Genomic DNA, 14,962 nt, shown 5'->3' on the forward strand with positions numbered 1-14,962 from the left:
GGGAAGGCCCTGAAGCTTCAGGCCACCGCGCGTTCCACCGCGGCCAGCAAGGACTTGCGATCGTAGGGCTTGGACAGATAGGCCATGCCGTCGCCCAGCCACGGGTGCTGTTCCTTCATTTCGCCCGAGGTCACCACGACATGCATGTCCGCATGGCGCATGGCCAGGTCCTGTCCGGACAGCGAGCCGGGCATCCGCAGATCGGTGAACAGGACGTCGGCTTTTTCCGTCTGCAGCCACTGTTCGGCGGTGTCGCCGTCGGGGGCGGTGTGCACGCGATGACCCGCTCCTTCGAGGATCATCGCGGTGAGTTCCCGGATGAGATCGTCGTCCTCCACGAGAAGGACGACGAGGGGATGTGCGGTAGCCATGGCGCTCGCTTGCGGGCAGGAGGTCTGCAATGCAGATAGCTCCGCGACGCGTGAATGCGATGTCAAGAATCGGCACCGCCAGCCCGGGTGCGATCAGAACCCTTCGAGCACGATCTTGCCTTTCGCCTTGTGGCTTTCGATCAGCTTGTGCGCGCGACGAAGGTTCTCCGCCGTGATCGCGCCGAAGTGTTCGCCGACCGTCGTGCGCAACACACCGCTATCGACCAGGTCCGCGACGCGGTCGAGCAGGTCGTGTTGCTTGCCCATGTCCGGCGTCTGGTACGTCGAGCGCGTGAACATCGATTCCCAGTGCAGCGAGATGGACTTGCGCTTGAGCCTGGTCGCGTCGAGCGACGCGGGATCGTCGATGAGTCCGAACTGGCCCTGCGGCTTCACGATCTCCACGATCTGCTCGTAATAGGCGTCGGTGTGGGTGAGGCTGACGAGGTGGTCGACCTGGCCGATGCCGAGCGCTTCCAGTTGGGGAGCGAACGGCTTGCCGTGATCGATCACGTGGTGCGCGCCGAGTTCGCTCACCCAGTTCGCCGTTTCCTCGCGCGAGGCGGTGCCGATGACCTTGAGCCCGGTCAGGCGGCGAGCGAGTTGCACGAGGATGGAACCCACGCCGCCACCAGCGCCGATGATGAGGATAGTCTCGCCGTGGTTGCCGCCTTCGGCGATCTTCAGGCGGTCGAACAACATCTCCCATGCCGTGATCGCGGTCAGCGGCAAGGCGGCCGCGTCCGCGTCGCCGAGGCTGCGGGGCTTGCGTCCCACGATACGTTCGTCGACGAGCTGGAAGCGTGCGTTGCTGCCCGGGCGTTGCAGCGAGCCTGCGTAGAAAACCTCGTCGCCTTCCTTGAACAGCGTGACCTCGGCGCCGACCGCGGCCACGGTGCCCACGGCGTCGAAGCCGAGCACGCGCGGCGCCGTGACCGGCATGTTGTTCCTGACCTTGGTGTCGACAGGATTGACGGACACGGCGCGGATGGCGACCAGCAGGTCGCGCGGACCCGGCACGGGTTGCGGCAGATCGATCTCGACCAGGGCGTTCGGGTCGTCGATGGGCAGGCCGTGCTGGGTGTAGACGATCGCTTTCACAGGAGGCTCTCCGTTGGGAATGGCCCATCGTCCTCCCTTCGGCCGGGACGAAAAACCCGCCGGCCGCGCCATCAGTTTCATCGTTGCGTTGAAGATCGCGGCGGATTCGCGCGCCGACGACGGGGCGTGCACCCGGTTGTCCGCAGCCTTCCTGGCGGAGTTTCCCTGTCGAGGAGTCCGTGATGAGCAACGATTTTTCCCCCACCCGGCGCCGCATCGTCCAGAACGCCTCGCTCGGCGTCGCCGCCGCGGCCCTCGCCGGCACGCCCACATTCGTCGCCGCCGAGACCAAGGCTAACGGTCCCGGCGGCGTGCGCGGCATGAGCGACCCACGCCAGGGCTTCCCGCATCCGCCCTTCGCGAACCAGAGCCAGCCGTGGCCGGGACTGGCCGGCAAGATGAATCCGCGCCCCGACCACGGAGAAACCAGCTACAAGGGCAGCGGTCGCCTCGCTGGCCGCAAGGCCCTCATCACCGGCGGCGACTCGGGCATCGGCCGCGCCGTGGCCATCGCCTATGCGCGCGAAGGGGCCGACGTGGCGATCAGTTACCTGCCGGCCGAGGAAGACGACGCGAAGGAAGTGATCGAGCTGATCCGCAAGGCCGGACGCAAGGGCGTGGCCCTGCCGGGCGATATCCGTGATGAATCGTGGTGCGGGCAACTCGTGCAGAAGACCGTGCAGGCGCTGGGCGGCCTCGACATCCTGGTGAACAACGCGGCCCGCCAGCACAGCTTCGATTCGATCCTGGACATCTCCACCGAGGACTTCGACTGGACGATGAAGACCAACCTCTACGCCATGTTCTGGATCACCAAGGCCGCCGTTCCGCACATGCCGCCCGGAAGCGCCATCGTGAACACCACCTCGGTCAACGCGTACAACCCGTCGGAGAACCTGCTCGACTACGCCACGACCAAGGGCGGCATCATGATCTTCACCAAGAGCCTGGCGAAGCAACTGATCAAGAAGGGCATCCGCGTGAACGGCGTCGCGCCCGGACCCTTCTGGACACCGTTGCAGGTCTCGGGCGGCCAGACCCCGGACAAGTTGCAGAAGTTCGGCGGCGATACGCCGATGGGGCGGCCCGGGCAGCCCGCGGAGATCGCCCCGATCTTCGTGCAACTCGCCTCCACGGAGGCCAGCTACGACACGGGGCAGATCTTCGGTGCCTCCGGTGGCGCGGGCAATCCCTGAGGACCCTGCCAAAAAGGCCGATACCCAGGTTCCGCTTCTGCCCCTATGATGCGCCCCACGATCGACAGCGTTTCAGGGGGAACGGTATGTCGGAGGGGAAAACGGGCAGCGTGCTCGGTGACCGTCGTTTCGTCGCCGAGATGGATGCCCTGCAGAAGTTCGGCCGGATGGAACGGGAAGCGCAGCTGGGCGATGTCCAGTCGCAGTTCGTGGTGGCGCAGAGGTATGCCGAGGGCGACCACGTCGCCCGGGACCCGCTGCGCGCGGCGCACTGGTTTCGCCGCGCGGCCGAACAAGGTCATCTCGAAAGCCAATGCCGCCTCGCCGCGCACTACGCGGAGGGCCTGGGCGTGCCGCGCGATCCGTTCGAAGCGGCGGGCTGGTACCGGCGTGCGGCGGAAGCCGGTTCGGCCGATGCGCAGAGCGCCCTGGGCACGCTTTACGCGCGTGGGCAGGGCGTCGCCCAGGACCGCCGGGAAGCGCTGCGCTGGTGGGGTCGCGCGGCGGACCAGGGCCATGTGCAGGCATGCGTTAACCTGGGTGTCTCGCATTATTTCGGCCGTGGCGTTCCGCGCGACGCCGAGCTCGCGTTCGCCTTCTACCACCGGGCCGTCGAACACGGGGCACCGGGGGCCCGCGGCTACAGTGACGCGCTGTGCAGCCTCGCGCATATGTATTGCGATGGTATCGGCGTGGCCCGCGATCCGGCCATGGGAACGCATTACTACCGGCGCGCGGCCGAAGGGGGCAGCGGTATCGCGCAGTTCACCCTGGGCAAGCTGTACCTCGACGCGAGCGCGCAGCCCGAGGACCGCGAGCAGGCGCGCTACTGGCTCGGCCGTGCCGCCGAACAAGGCGACGGCGAAGCCCGCCGCCACCTCGCCACGCTGGATGCGGAGCCTGCCCCGGCCGATGGGAATGCCGAGGCGTCGTCGTCGCCGGAACGGCTGGCCCAGCTCGGGCCACAGGATATGGCGGGACAATTCCTGCTCGGCCAGCGGCTGGCGTCCGGCGATGGGGTGGCGCGAAACGATCGCGAAGCTGTGCGTTGGCTCGCGCTGGCGGCGGACCGCGGCCATGTGGCCGCCCAGTACGCACTGTCGCGCATGATCGATACCGGTCGCGGCGTGCCCCGCAACATCGAGGAAGTGCTGCGCCTGCTGCGTTGCGCGGCCGGTGCAGGCCATGCCGACGCCCAGTTCGAGCTGGGCGTGCTGCACGGGCGCGGTGACGGGGTGCCACGCAACCAGGCGATCGCCCGGGCCTGGTTCCGCAAGGCGGCCGCGCGCGGGCACCTGAAGGCGTTACGCAAGCTGGAGCGGCGGTCCTGGTGGCGCGTCTGGTAGCCGCCCCGCGCCGCAACATCCTGCGGCCGTGACTTCCGGCGCTTCCTTTCCCGCCGGACTCGGATGACCATCGGGCGAATCGATCGAACCCAAGGGCCCATCCGAATGCGTACTCCTCTCGTCAGCGCGATCGCTTTCGCGCTCGCCGGTCTATCCGCCGTGGCCGTCGCCGCCCCGGCCGACGACACCAGCCAGCTTGCCACCACCCAGCTGCCCCGCAGCGTGCGCCCGACGCATTACGACGTGTCCGTGGTACCGCATGCCGACAAGCTGGCCTTCGACGGCAAGGTCGCCATCGGCATCGACGTGCTGGAGCCCACCGCGTCCATCACGCTCAACGCGGTGGACATGACCTTCGCCAACGTGACCCTGGTTCCGGCCAAGGGCAAGGCGAAGTTCACGGCGCCCAAGGTCGCGATCGACGCGGATGCGCAGACGGTGACCTTCACCTTCGACCATGCCGTTCCCGCGGGCAGCTATACGCTGTCGATGGATTACACCGGCAAGATCGGCACGCAGGCCAACGGCCTGTTCGCGATCGACTACGACACCAAGTCCGACGGCAAGAAGCGCGCGCTGTACACGCAGTTCGAAAACTCCGATGCACGCCGCTTCGTTCCCTCGTGGGACGAGCCCGCCTATAAGGCGACCTTCACGCTTTCGGCGACGGTGCCGAGCAACCAGATGGCGGTGAGCAACATGCCCGCCGCGTCGAAGAAGGACCTGGGTAACGGCCTGACCAAGGTGGCGTTCCAGCCGTCGCCGAAGATGTCCACCTACCTGTTGTTCTTCGGCCTGGGCGAATTCGATCGCGCCACCACGAAGAATGACGGTGTCGAGATCGGCGTCATCACGCAGAAGGGGCTCACCTCGCAGGCGCAGTTCACGCTCGACACGGGCAAGGCCGTGCTGCAGGAATACAACGCGTATTTCGGCGTGCCGTATCCGCTGCCCAAGCTCGACAACATCGCTTCGCCGGGTTCGAGCCAGTTCTTCTCCGCGATGGAGAACTGGGGCGCCATCTACACCTTCGAATACGCGCTGCTGCTCGATCCGTCCATCTCCACGCAGTCGGACAAGCAAGAGGTCTTCAACACCGCCGCGCACGAAATGGCGCACCAGTGGTTCGGCGACCTGGTGACCATGCGCTGGTGGGACGACCTCTGGCTCAACGAGGGCTTCGCCTCGTGGTTGGCCTCGCGCACCACCGAGCGCCTGCATCCGGAATGGCATACCAACCTCGAAGCGGTGTTCATCCGCGAAGCGGCGATGTCGCGTGACGCCGTCGCCACCACCCACCCGGTGGTGCAGCACGTGGCGACCGTGGAACAGGCCAGCCAGGCCTTCGATTCGATCACCTATTCCAAGGGCGAGTCGGTGATCCGCATGCTCGAGGCCTATGTGGGCGCGGACACCTGGCAGAAGGGCGTGCAGGCGTACATCAAGGCGCATGCGTATTCGAACACGGTATCAGACGATCTCTGGAAGGAAATCGACGCGGCGGCGGGCAAGCCGGTGAGCACCATCGCCCACGATTTCACGTTGCAACCGGGTATTCCGCTGGTGCGTGTTGAATCGGTGTCGTGCGCGAACGGCTCCACCACGCTGAAACTGACCCAGGGTGAGTTCACCCGCGACCGTCCGGAGAAGAAGGCGCTCGCGTGGCATGTGCCGGTGATCGCGAAGACGGTCGGCGGCACGCCTTCATCGACGTTGCTTTCCGATGGCACCGGCACGCTCACCGTCGCTGGTTGCACGCCGGTGCTGGTGAATGCCGGCCAGACCGGTTACTACCGCACCCTGTACGCGCCGGCGCAGATCAAGGCGTTGCAGGGCGCGTTCGCGAAGCTCGATCCGATCGACCAGCTCGGCCTCACCGCCGATGTGTGGGCGCTCGGCATGGGCGGCCTGCAGCCAGCGTCCGACGTGCTCGACCTGATCAAGGTCGCGCCGCTGGATGCCACGCCGCTGCTGTGGGACGGCATCGCCGGCGACTTCTCCACGCTCGACGACTATTACCAGGGCGACACGAAGGGCCAGGCCGCGCTGCGCAAGTACGCGATCTCCCGCCTCTCGCCGAAGTTCGCGCAGGTGGGTTGGGAAGCGAAGCCGGGCGAGGAAGCCCCGGTGGCGGTCCTGCGTGCGCATCTCATCGGCACGCTGGCCCACCTGGGCGACGCGAAGGTCATCGCCGAGGCACGCCGCCGCTACGAGACGAACACGATGCCGGCCGAGCTACGCAAGTCGATCCTCGCCGTGGTCGCCTCGCATGCCGACGCCGCCACGTGGGACAAGCTGCACGCGGAAGCCAAGGCGGAGAAGACCCCGTTGGTGAAGGATCGCCTGTACGCCTTGCTGGGAACGACGGAAGACGAGGCGCTCGCGAAGCGCGCGCTCGAACTCGCGCTTACCGACGAGCCGGGTGCGACCAACAGCGCCGGCATGATCTCCGCCGTTTCTCGCGCGCATCCGGAGCTGGCCTTCGATTTCGCGGTGGCGCATAAGGACACGGTCGATCATTTCGTCGATTCGACGTCGTCGGCGCGTTACTACCCGATGCTTGCGGGTGGCTCGCTCGACCTGGCAACGATCGACAAGATCAAGGCCTTCGCCGACAAGTACATCGCCGCGACCTCGCGCCGCGACGCGGAGACCAGCATCGCGAACATCCGCTACCGCGCGATGGTCCGCAAGGATCGCCTCCCGGCGATCGATGCGTGGCTGAAGAAGAACGGCTGATCGACACCGCTTGAGTGATGGCCCCGCCGGTCGCAAGACCGGCGGGTTTTTTTGGGGTGGGAGCCGACCCTGTCGGCGATGGGCGCTTGCCTCAGCCTGGCCCGCTGCCGCGGGATCGCCGACAAGGTCGGCTCCCACCAAGTCAGTTCCAAGTCCCACGGTCAGTTCCAAGTCCCACGGTCAGTTCCAAGTCCCACAGGTGTATTCCTGACCTGTGTACCTGATGCTGTGGTGGGAAGCCGCTTAAGCGGCGATGGGTGCTTGCCCGAACTTGGCCCGCTGCCGCGGGATCGCCGACAAGGTCGGCTCCCACAGGTCTGCTCCAAGTCCCACAAGTAGACGGGCCCATCCGGCTCAGAAGCGCTCGAGCACGCCGGCGATGGTCGCCGTCATGAAGGTGGCGATGGAACCGCCCAGTACGGCGCGCAGGCCGAGGCGGGCGAGATCGCCGCGGCGGTTCGGCGCAAGGCCGCCGATGCCGCCGATCTGGATCGCGATCGAGGAGAAGTTGGCGAAGCCGCACAGCGCATAGGTCGCGATCAGGCGGCTTTCCGGCAGCAGGTCGGGCAGGTGGCGGGCGAGGTCCGCGTAGGCGACGAACTCGTTGATCACGACCTTCTGGCCGATGAAGCTGCCGACCAGGGTGGCGTCACGCCAGGGCACGCCGATCAGCCACGCCACCGGGGAAAGTACCCAGCCGAAGATCGTTTCGAGGCTCAGCACCACCGGATGGCCCGTGCTGGCGGAAAGCCACGCATTGAGGCTGTGTTCGCCGCCGATCGTGCCCACCCACTGCACCGGGCCGTTGATCAGGGCGATCAACGCGATGAAAGCGAGCAGCATCGCGCCGACGTTCATGGCCAGCTTCAGGCCATCGCCCGCGCCCGTGGCCGCGGCGTCGATGACATTGGCGGTGGTCTTCTCGACGTCGATCTTCACCGTGCCGCGCGTGAGCGGTTCCTGCGTTTCGGGCACGAGGATCTTTGCCAGCACCATGGTGGCCGGCGCGGCCATCACGCTCGCGGTGAGCAGGTGCTTCGCATAGAACATGCGCTGCGCCGGGTCGTCGCCGCCGAGCATGGCCACGTAGGCCGCCATCACGGAGCCGGCGATATGCGCCATGCCGCCGATCATCACGGTCATCAGCTCGGCCTGGGTCATCCGCTCGATGTACGGCTTGATGGTGAGCGGCGCCTCGGTCTGGCCGATGAACACGCTGGCGCAGACACTGGTGGTTTCCGCGCCGGACACGCGCATCACCTTGGTGATCACCCAGGCCATGCCCTTCACGATTTGCTGCATCACGCCGAGGTGGTAGAGCACGCCGGTGAGGGCGGCGAAGAACACGATGGTCGGCAGCACTTTCACGGCGAAGATCACGCCGAACTTGCTGCTGTCGAGCAGGCTGCCGAAGATGAAGCGCGAGCCCACGTCCACGTAGTCGAGCAGGCGCACGAAACCGGTGGCGATAGCGTCGAAGACGTCGCGGCCCAGCGGCACCTTGAGCACGATGGCCGCGAAGGCGATCTGCAAGGCGACGCCCGTGGCGACCAGTTTCCAGTCGACCACGCGTTTATTGTTGGAGAAGCAGAACGCGATGCCGACGAGCACCGCCAAACCGAACAGGCCAAAAAGGACGTGGCCTAGCAGACCCAGCATCGTGACTTACCCCTTGGAAGGCCGGGGGCAGCCCCGTGACCACTTTAAAAAACGCGAGGTTACGGGAGGTGGCCCCGTGGGGCAAGGCACGCTGCGGAATCGATCGAAGGTAGCGTCTTCCGCGCACCCCCTCTCCGGGCTTACCCTCGGTGCATGAACCTCTTCCTCACCATCGCCCTGGTCCAGATCGTGGCCCTGGTCACCCCTGGCCCTGACTTCTTCTTCGTCTCGCAGCTCGCCGCCAGCCGTTCGCGGCGCGAGGCCTTCGCGGGCGTGGTCGGCATCGCGCTCGGGGTGGCGGTGTGGGCGGCGCTGGCCCTGCTCGGCTTGCAGATCCTGCTGCACCGGCTGGCCTGGCTGGAGCGCGGCATCGCGATCGCCGGCGGCGCCTATCTCTGCTGGATGGGATTCCAGATGCTGCGCTCGGCCTGGCGGACGAAGCCCGACGCCGCCGTGCCCGTGGTCGACGTGCGCGGCTCCAGTCCGTGGCGCGCGCTGGTCCGCGGGCTGGCGACGAACCTGGCCAATCCCAAGGCGGCGATCTATTTCGCGTCGATCTTCTCGGCCTTCGTCGGCGACGGCATGTCCGCCGCGACGCGCTGGGGCCTCTGGGCCATGGTGACGCTGGAAACCCTGCTCTGGTTCGCCGTGGTGGCGGGCATCTTCGCCTTGCCGGCGATGCGCCGTGGTTACGTGCGCGCGAGTCGCTGGATCGACGGCGGCGCCGGCGCGATCTTCACCTTGTTCGGCCTGCACCTGATCTTCGGCCGGCGGGCGATCTAGCCCTTCTCCAGGTTGCGCGTCACCTGGGCGAGGCTTTCAGCCAACAGGCCAGGGTGATCCACGCCTTCCAGCGCCGACCGTGCGAGGTCCGCGATGAGCGCGCGCACGCGTTCGGCCATGCGCTTGCCGGCGGGAGTGAGGGCGATGTCGGCCAGGCGGCGGTCCGCCTCGTTGCGCACGCGCAACACCAGGCCGCGCTCCACGCCGGCATCGACCGCATGGGTCACCGTGCTGGCATTGACGCCGCAGGCACTGGCCAGTTCGGTGGAGATCATGCTGCCGCGCGAGGCGAGCATCAGCAGGATGTCGCTTTGCAGGGCGGTGAGCCCGAATTCGCGTTGGGCACGCCGGCGCACGGCATCGCGCAGGCGCGATCCCGCCAGCATCAGGTCGCGGCCCAGGCCCAGGGGCGAGGGCGTCGTCTGGTCGCCGGTCATCTCAATCGGCCGCGCGACGCCAGGCGCCCGGGGGCATGCCTATCGTGCGAGTGAAGACGCGCGTGAAATGGCTCTGTTCGGCGAAGCCGCAGCCCAAGGCGATGTCGGCCAGGGACATCTCCGTGCCGCGAAGCATTTCGCAGGCGCGCTCGATGCGCCGGTCGAGCAGCCAGCGATGCGGCGGCTTGCCCATGCTGCGGCGGAACGCGCGCGAGAAATGGTTGACGGACAGCCCGCAGGCCTCGGCCACGGCGGATACCGGGAAGGACTGGTCCAGGCGTTCGTCCATATAGGCGATGGCCCGGCGTTCCTGCCAGGTGGCGAGGCCTCCCCGCGGCGTGGCGTCTTCGCGCGACGGCCGGAAGGTCAGGATGGCGCGCAGGGCGAGGGCGACGTGGGCGAGCAACGGGACGTTCGGCGCCTCGGCACGCAGGCTGTCGAACAGCACCTGGGCGAGGGTGCGCACGGCGGGTGGGTGCTGGGCGCAGACATCGCCCTCGATCTGCCGGCGGAACAGGATAGCGCCGGCCCCGGCCGCTTCTGCCGCATAGGCGGTGCGGTAGATCAGGAGCAGGTCGTCCTCCGCGTCGTCTTCGTCGTCGAGCAGGATCTCGGTGAGCTGGGCACGCCCACGCAGGTCGGCGATGAGATTGACCCCCTGCTGCCGGTCGCCACGGTCCACGGCGGCCGAACGCTGGGCGAGGTCGACGATGACCGTGGGCAGGCCGATGTGACGGTTGGTGCAGGCTGGTTCGGCGCGGTACATGGGCCGATCCTCTCGAGGTATCGGATGACGAGCCAAGGATTGCGCATGCAAGGATCGCAGCCTACACCCTTAAGAGGTAGGGTCCGCAATTAGGCCTTTTGGCTTGCCGGTTCGTCGATCTCCTGGCGCTCGAGGATGTAGCCCAGCCCGCCTTCGCGGAACCAGCGATACCCATAGGGTTCCAGCATGATGTGGTGCTGGCCGCGGTCGTCCGGCCGGCTGTGGTCTTCCGACAGCACGTTGGTCAGCCGGTCGGGCAGGGTGAAAGCCGCCTCGCAGGGTTCTTCCGACAGGTTGTGCAGGAACAGCGTGGCGTTGCCGCGCCAGCGGTAGCGCATCATGAGCACGGCGTTGTCGTCCAGCGGCAAGACCTCGAAGTCGCCCCATGACACCTCGGGTATTTCCTTGCGCATGCGGATCACCCGCTCCATCCAGTTGAGCAGGGAGCCCGGGTCGCGGCGCTGCTGGGCCACGTTGACGTGGCGATACCCGAACGGGCCGTCGGAGATGGCCTTGCCGTGCGAGCGGCGCGCCGCGGTGAAACCCCCGAAGCGCTCGGTGGACCATTGCATCGTCGTACGCGCGCATTCGCGCTCGGGCAGGATCAGGTCGTCGCCCATGCCGATCTCGTCGCCATAGCGAAGCACCGGCGTGCCGGGCAGGGTCAGCATCAGGCTGTACGCCAGTTCGATGCGGCGGCGGTCATTGCGCAGCATCGGTGCCAGGCGCCGCCGGATGCCCCGCTCGTAAAGCTGCATGTTCTTGTCCGGCCCGAACTCGGCGAACACGCGTTCGCGCTGGCTCGCGGTGAGCCGGCCCAGGTCCAGTTCGTCGTGGTTGCGCAGGAACTGCGCCCACTGGGCGGTGGCTGGACGCGACTTCGTCTTTTCCAGTGCTTTCGCGAGCGGCCGCGCATCCGCCGAGGCCAGCGCGTAGAACAGGTTCTGGTTCACCTGGAAGTTGAACATCATCTGCAGGCGGTCGCCGTCCGAACCGAAGTACTGCATGTCGTCCTTTGGCAACACATTCGCCTCGGCGAGGATGATCGCGTCGCCTTGCCGCCACTGCAGCAGTTCGCGGAACGAACGCAGCATGTCGAACTGTTCCTTGGGACGGGTCACCCCGGCACCCTTGGTCGAGATGACGAAGGGCACGGCGTCCATGCGAAAGCCGGACACGCCGAGCTGGATCCAGAAACCCATGATCTTCAGGATCTCCGCTTGTACATGCGGGTTCGAGGTGTCGAGGTCCGGCTGAAAATCGAAGAATCGATGGAAGTACCACGCTTTCGCCGTTTTCTCGTAGCTCCAGGTGCTCTTCTGCACTCCCGGGAACACCATGCCTTCGTTCGCGTTGGCAGGGCGCGTATCGGACCAGACATACCAGTCGCGGTACTTCGACGACGGATCGCGACAGGCGTCACGGAACCAGGGGTGCCGGTTCGAGGTATGGTTCACCACCAGGTCGATCATCACCCGCATGCCGCGCTGGTGGGCGGCGTGGGTGAACTCGACGAAGTCGCCCAGCGTGCCGTAACGGGGGTCGACGTTGTAGTAGTCGGCGATGTCGTAACCGCCGTCCTTGCAGGGCGAGGTCTGGAACGGCATCAGCCATACCGCGGTCACGCCCAGGCCCTGCAGGTAGTCCAGGCGGCGGCCGAGGCCCTGGAAATCACCGATGCCGTCACCGTTGGAATCCTGGAAGGTGCCGACGGACAGGCAGTAGACGATCGCGTTCTTGTACCAGAGGTCGTTGATCATGGCGGCTCGTTCCACGGGGTGGATCGAGGCTAGGGGATGGCGTGTGAAGGCATTTCGTACACGCGCCACGCGTAAAGCTCGGCGGGGCTGAAAGCACCGGAGGATTCGTGAAAGAACGTCTGTGGTGGCGCGACGGCGTTGTCTACCAGGTGTATCCGCGCTCGTTCGCCGATGCGAACGGCGACGGCATCGGCGATCTGGAAGGTATCCGGGGCAAGCTCGATTACCTCGTGTCGCTGGGCGTGGACGCGCTGTGGATCTCGCCGATCTACCCCTCGCCCATGGCCGACTTCGGCTATGACGTGAGCGACTATCGCGGCATCGATCCGCTCTTCGGCGATGTCGAAGTGCTGGACGCCTTGCTGGCCGATGCGCACGCGCGTGGCCTGAAGGTGATCCTCGACTTCGTGCCGAACCATAGTTCGGATGAGCATCCGTGGTTTCGCGAAAGCCGCCGCTCATGCGACAGCGCGTTCCGCGACTGGTACATCTGGCGCGATCCCGCCCCCGACGGCGGACCGCCGAATAACTGGCTATCCAACTTCGGGGGCAGCGCCTGGGCCTTCGACGAGCATACGGGCCAGTATTACCTGCACCTGTTCCTGGACAAGCAACCGGATCTCAACTGGCGCAACCCGATGCTGCGCGAGGCGATGTACGACGCGATGCGCTTCTGGTTGCGCCGTGGTGTCGATGGGTTCCGTGTCGACGTGATCTACCACGTGATGAAAGACGCGGAGTTTCGCGACAATCCGCCCAACCCCGACTATCGCGAAGGCATCGATTCGGAGGCCCAGCGGTTGCTGCCGCTGCATACGGCCGACCTGCCCGAAACGCAGGGCATCGTCGCCGCCATGCGCTCGGTGGTGGACGAGTTTCCCGAGCGTGTGTTGATCGGCGAGTTGTACCTGCCGCTGGAACGCATCGTGGCGTATTACGGCGAAGGCCTGGAAGGTGCCAACCTGCCGTTCAATTTCCTGCTGATCGGCGCGCCATGGGAAGCGCGTTTCGTCGCCGGGCTGGTGGAACGTTATGAAGCGGCGCTTCCGGAGGGGGGCTGGCCGAACTGGGTGCTGGGCAACCACGACAAGCCACGCATCGCATCGCGTGTCGGTGACGCGCAGGCGCGCGTGGCCGCCGTATTGTTGCTGACGCTGCGTGGCACGCCGACGATGTATTACGGCGACGAGATCGGCATGCACGACGTGCCGATTCCTTTCGACGAAGTGCGCGATCCCTTCGAACGCAACGAGCCTGGCAAGGGGCTCGGCCGTGATCCGCAACGCACGCCGATGCGCTGGTTTCCGCGCGAGGGCGCCGGCTTTACGCGGGGCGTGCCGTGGTTGCGGCTCGGCGACTGCGTGGCCTCGCGAAACGTGGCCACGCAGTCGGACGATCCCGCGTCGCTGCTATCGCTCTACCGGATGCTGTTGCGCCTGCGCCGTGGGTCGTCCGCGCTGAGCCGTGGAGCGATCCGCGTGCTGGGCGTGAGCGACGAGGCCTTCGCCTATGAGCGCCGCGATGGCGACGACCGCTTCGTGGTGGTGCTCAACTTCACCGATGCGCCCGCCGCGTTGCCGGTGGCCGAGCCTGCCGGCGCCTGCGTCTTATCCACGCATGACGGTGGCGCGAGTGGTGAGCTGCGCGCGAACGAGGCACGGATCTACCGCGGGTCGCTCTAGAGCACCCAGCGCAGGATGGCGGCGACGACGGCGAGCAGGACCGCCGCGATCACCACGTGGCGCAGGTAAGCGCCGCCGGAAACGCCGCCGTCGTAACTGGCGTCGTCGTAGTCGTGCGATGCGTCGCGCGGGTGGCGGACGAAAGGCAGGCGCAGGCGTTTCCGGCGTTTGGCTGGCATCCCGTCATGCTACCCATTCAGGTACCGACCCGCGAGGTGTTCTTCAGCTCCTCGAGGATCTCCGGCCCGCGCACGTCGATGTGGTCCAGGTTGTTCACGTAGAACCGCACGAAGGGTTTTTCGGCGTCCTTCGGCATCCATGGTTTCGCCCAGGCGAACACCACGCAATATCCGTCGGCTTCGGCGATGAGCTTGTCGAGACGGGCCCGTAGCAGCTTGCGTACGGGGTAGGCGTCGATGTCCTTGGCGGTGAGGGTGACGGTGGGCCGAAGCTCCGCCTCGTCATGGCGGAACGGTCGCGAGAATCGCAGGTAGTAGCCACCTTCCTTCGTGGCGCGCAGCGAGGCCGTACCCCACCAGACGGCACGGGTGCCGAGCAGGTCGGCCACCTTCTGCCGGTAGATGTTGCGGAAGAGCGCCTCGTAGGTGACCGTCTCGCCGCCGATCTCGACGGTGGCCTCGGCCAGGTCCTTGTCCCTCCGGTGTTCGAGGAACTTCTGCACCAGCGAGGACAGGCGATAGTAGTGGCTGGGACGTGGCTTCAGGCCGGTGCTGGCGCTGCTCGCCACGCGGCGCGCGGGGAGCGCCGCCGGGTCTGCCTTTACCGCCATGGTGGTGGGGCGGAAATGATCGGCGGGCCTTTCGGCTTCGAAGACATCGGGGCGTTTGCCGGCGGCGGGTTCGCCACGGCCGTGCGCCACCTCGCAGCTCTCCGCATGGTCTTCGAGCCGGCGCGAACGGAAATACGGGCGGATGCGCAGGTTCTGCTCTGGCTTGTCCAGGCAAGCGCAGATCAGGGGCGCGGAACAACCCGTGCCCACGCAGGTGAACGTGGCATCGTGGCCGAGCAGGTCGGCCCAGTAGAGTTCGTAGGCGCGTTCCGCGGTGAGCCGTTCGTCGCGCTGTGGGGTGATCGCTTCTTCGATCGACACGATAGGGGTTC

The 14,962-nt window shown here is 66.6% G+C and carries 13 protein-coding genes; 5 read left to right on the top strand and 8 right to left on the bottom strand.

The window, feature by feature from the left end; all coding sequences use genetic code 11:
- Positions 1-17 precede the first annotated feature (17 nt).
- Together QFZ41_RS13120 and QFZ41_RS13125 are read right to left on the bottom strand one after the other, a co-directional pair.
- On the bottom strand, positions 18-371 hold the full coding sequence (locus QFZ41_RS13120) for a response regulator (RefSeq protein ID WP_429199171.1): 354 nt from the start codon (positions 369-371) through the stop codon (positions 18-20).
- A gap of 93 nt (positions 372-464) precedes the next feature.
- The gene (locus QFZ41_RS13125) at positions 465-1,472 is read right to left on the bottom strand and encodes a zinc-binding alcohol dehydrogenase family protein (protein WP_429199172.1); all 1,008 of its coding nucleotides are present in this window, start codon (positions 1,470-1,472) and stop codon (positions 465-467) included.
- Positions 1,473-1,792: 320 nt separating this feature from the next.
- Here QFZ41_RS13125 and QFZ41_RS13130 point away from each other — a divergent pair, with 320 nt between their 5' ends.
- From QFZ41_RS13130 to QFZ41_RS13140, 3 genes are all read left to right on the top strand, one after another.
- Positions 1,793-2,668: an SDR family oxidoreductase gene (locus QFZ41_RS13130; RefSeq protein ID WP_429200234.1), complete on the top strand. Its 876-nt coding sequence runs from the start codon at positions 1,793-1,795 to the stop codon at positions 2,666-2,668.
- A gap of 86 nt (positions 2,669-2,754) precedes the next feature.
- Positions 2,755-4,014, top strand: coding sequence for a tetratricopeptide repeat protein (locus tag QFZ41_RS13135; protein WP_429199173.1), 1,260 nt, complete (start codon positions 2,755-2,757; stop codon positions 4,012-4,014).
- A 105-nt stretch (positions 4,015-4,119) separates the two neighbouring features.
- Positions 4,120-6,753, top strand: a complete 2,634-nt coding sequence (locus tag QFZ41_RS13140; RefSeq protein ID WP_429199174.1) for a M1 family metallopeptidase — start codon at positions 4,120-4,122, stop codon at positions 6,751-6,753.
- Between the two features lie 354 nt (positions 6,754-7,107).
- Here QFZ41_RS13140 and QFZ41_RS13145 read toward each other — a convergent pair whose 3' ends face one another.
- Positions 7,108-8,412, bottom strand: a complete 1,305-nt coding sequence (locus QFZ41_RS13145; protein WP_429199175.1) for a NupC/NupG family nucleoside CNT transporter — start codon at positions 8,410-8,412, stop codon at positions 7,108-7,110.
- Positions 8,413-8,565: 153 nt separating this feature from the next.
- Between QFZ41_RS13145 and QFZ41_RS13150 the strand changes: the two genes are divergently transcribed.
- Entirely contained in the window at positions 8,566-9,195 is a 630-nt protein-coding gene (locus QFZ41_RS13150) for a homoserine/threonine efflux transporter (RefSeq protein WP_429199176.1), read from the top strand.
- Here the strand turns inward: QFZ41_RS13150 and QFZ41_RS13155 are convergent.
- From QFZ41_RS13155 to QFZ41_RS13165, 3 genes are all read right to left on the bottom strand, one after another.
- The gene (locus QFZ41_RS13155; RefSeq protein WP_429199177.1) at positions 9,192-9,632 is read right to left on the bottom strand and encodes a MarR family winged helix-turn-helix transcriptional regulator; all 441 of its coding nucleotides are present in this window, start codon (positions 9,630-9,632) and stop codon (positions 9,192-9,194) included. The two genes, QFZ41_RS13150 and QFZ41_RS13155, sit on opposite strands and share 4 nt — an antisense overlap.
- Before the next feature lies 1 nt (position 9,633).
- Positions 9,634-10,398, bottom strand: a complete 765-nt coding sequence (locus QFZ41_RS13160) for a helix-turn-helix domain-containing protein (protein WP_429199178.1) — start codon at positions 10,396-10,398, stop codon at positions 9,634-9,636.
- 89 nt (positions 10,399-10,487) lie between these two features.
- Entirely contained in the window at positions 10,488-12,158 is a 1,671-nt protein-coding gene (locus tag QFZ41_RS13165; RefSeq protein ID WP_429199179.1) for an alpha-amylase family protein, read from the bottom strand.
- A gap of 107 nt (positions 12,159-12,265) precedes the next feature.
- Here QFZ41_RS13165 and QFZ41_RS13170 point away from each other — a divergent pair, with 107 nt between their 5' ends.
- Positions 12,266-13,840: an alpha-amylase family glycosyl hydrolase gene (locus QFZ41_RS13170; RefSeq protein WP_429199180.1), complete on the top strand. Its 1,575-nt coding sequence runs from the start codon at positions 12,266-12,268 to the stop codon at positions 13,838-13,840.
- On the opposite strand, the gene QFZ41_RS13175 is transcribed toward QFZ41_RS13170, so the two are convergent.
- Positions 13,837-14,019 (bottom strand): hypothetical protein, encoded by a 183-nt coding sequence (locus QFZ41_RS13175; RefSeq protein WP_429199181.1) that lies wholly within the window; start codon positions 14,017-14,019, stop codon positions 13,837-13,839. The genes QFZ41_RS13170 and QFZ41_RS13175 overlap by 4 nt on opposite strands.
- Positions 14,020-14,036: 17 nt before the next feature.
- The gene (locus tag QFZ41_RS13180; protein WP_429199182.1) at positions 14,037-14,951 is read right to left on the bottom strand and encodes a hypothetical protein; all 915 of its coding nucleotides are present in this window, start codon (positions 14,949-14,951) and stop codon (positions 14,037-14,039) included.
- Between the last annotated feature and the right edge of the window lie 11 nt (positions 14,952-14,962).

This window comes from Luteibacter sp. W1I16 (genome assembly GCF_050434905.1).
Classification (GTDB): Bacteria; Pseudomonadota; Gammaproteobacteria; order Xanthomonadales; family Rhodanobacteraceae; genus Luteibacter.

Bases quoted from the DNA above. Each gene is read 5' to 3' on its own strand.
- QFZ41_RS13120 (WP_429199171.1), bottom strand. From the start codon at position 371: ATGGCTACCGCACATCCCCTCGTCGTCCTTCTCGTGGAGGACGACGAT.
- QFZ41_RS13130 (WP_429200234.1), top strand. From the start codon at position 1,793: ATGAGCGACCCACGCCAGGGCTTCCCGCATCCGCCCTTCGCGAACCAG.
- QFZ41_RS13135 (WP_429199173.1), top strand. From the start codon at position 2,755: ATGTCGGAGGGGAAAACGGGCAGCGTGCTCGGTGACCGTCGTTTCGTC.
- QFZ41_RS13140 (WP_429199174.1), top strand. From the start codon at position 4,120: ATGCGTACTCCTCTCGTCAGCGCGATCGCTTTCGCGCTCGCCGGTCTA.
- QFZ41_RS13145 (WP_429199175.1), bottom strand. From the start codon at position 8,412: ATGCTGGGTCTGCTAGGCCACGTCCTTTTTGGCCTGTTCGGTTTGGCG.
- QFZ41_RS13150 (WP_429199176.1), top strand. From the start codon at position 8,566: ATGAACCTCTTCCTCACCATCGCCCTGGTCCAGATCGTGGCCCTGGTC.
- QFZ41_RS13155 (WP_429199177.1), bottom strand. From the start codon at position 9,632: ATGACCGGCGACCAGACGACGCCCTCGCCCCTGGGCCTGGGCCGCGAC.
- QFZ41_RS13160 (WP_429199178.1), bottom strand. From the start codon at position 10,398: ATGTACCGCGCCGAACCAGCCTGCACCAACCGTCACATCGGCCTGCCC.
- QFZ41_RS13165 (WP_429199179.1), bottom strand. From the start codon at position 12,158: ATGATCAACGACCTCTGGTACAAGAACGCGATCGTCTACTGCCTGTCC.
- QFZ41_RS13175 (WP_429199181.1), bottom strand. From the start codon at position 14,019: ATGCCAGCCAAACGCCGGAAACGCCTGCGCCTGCCTTTCGTCCGCCAC.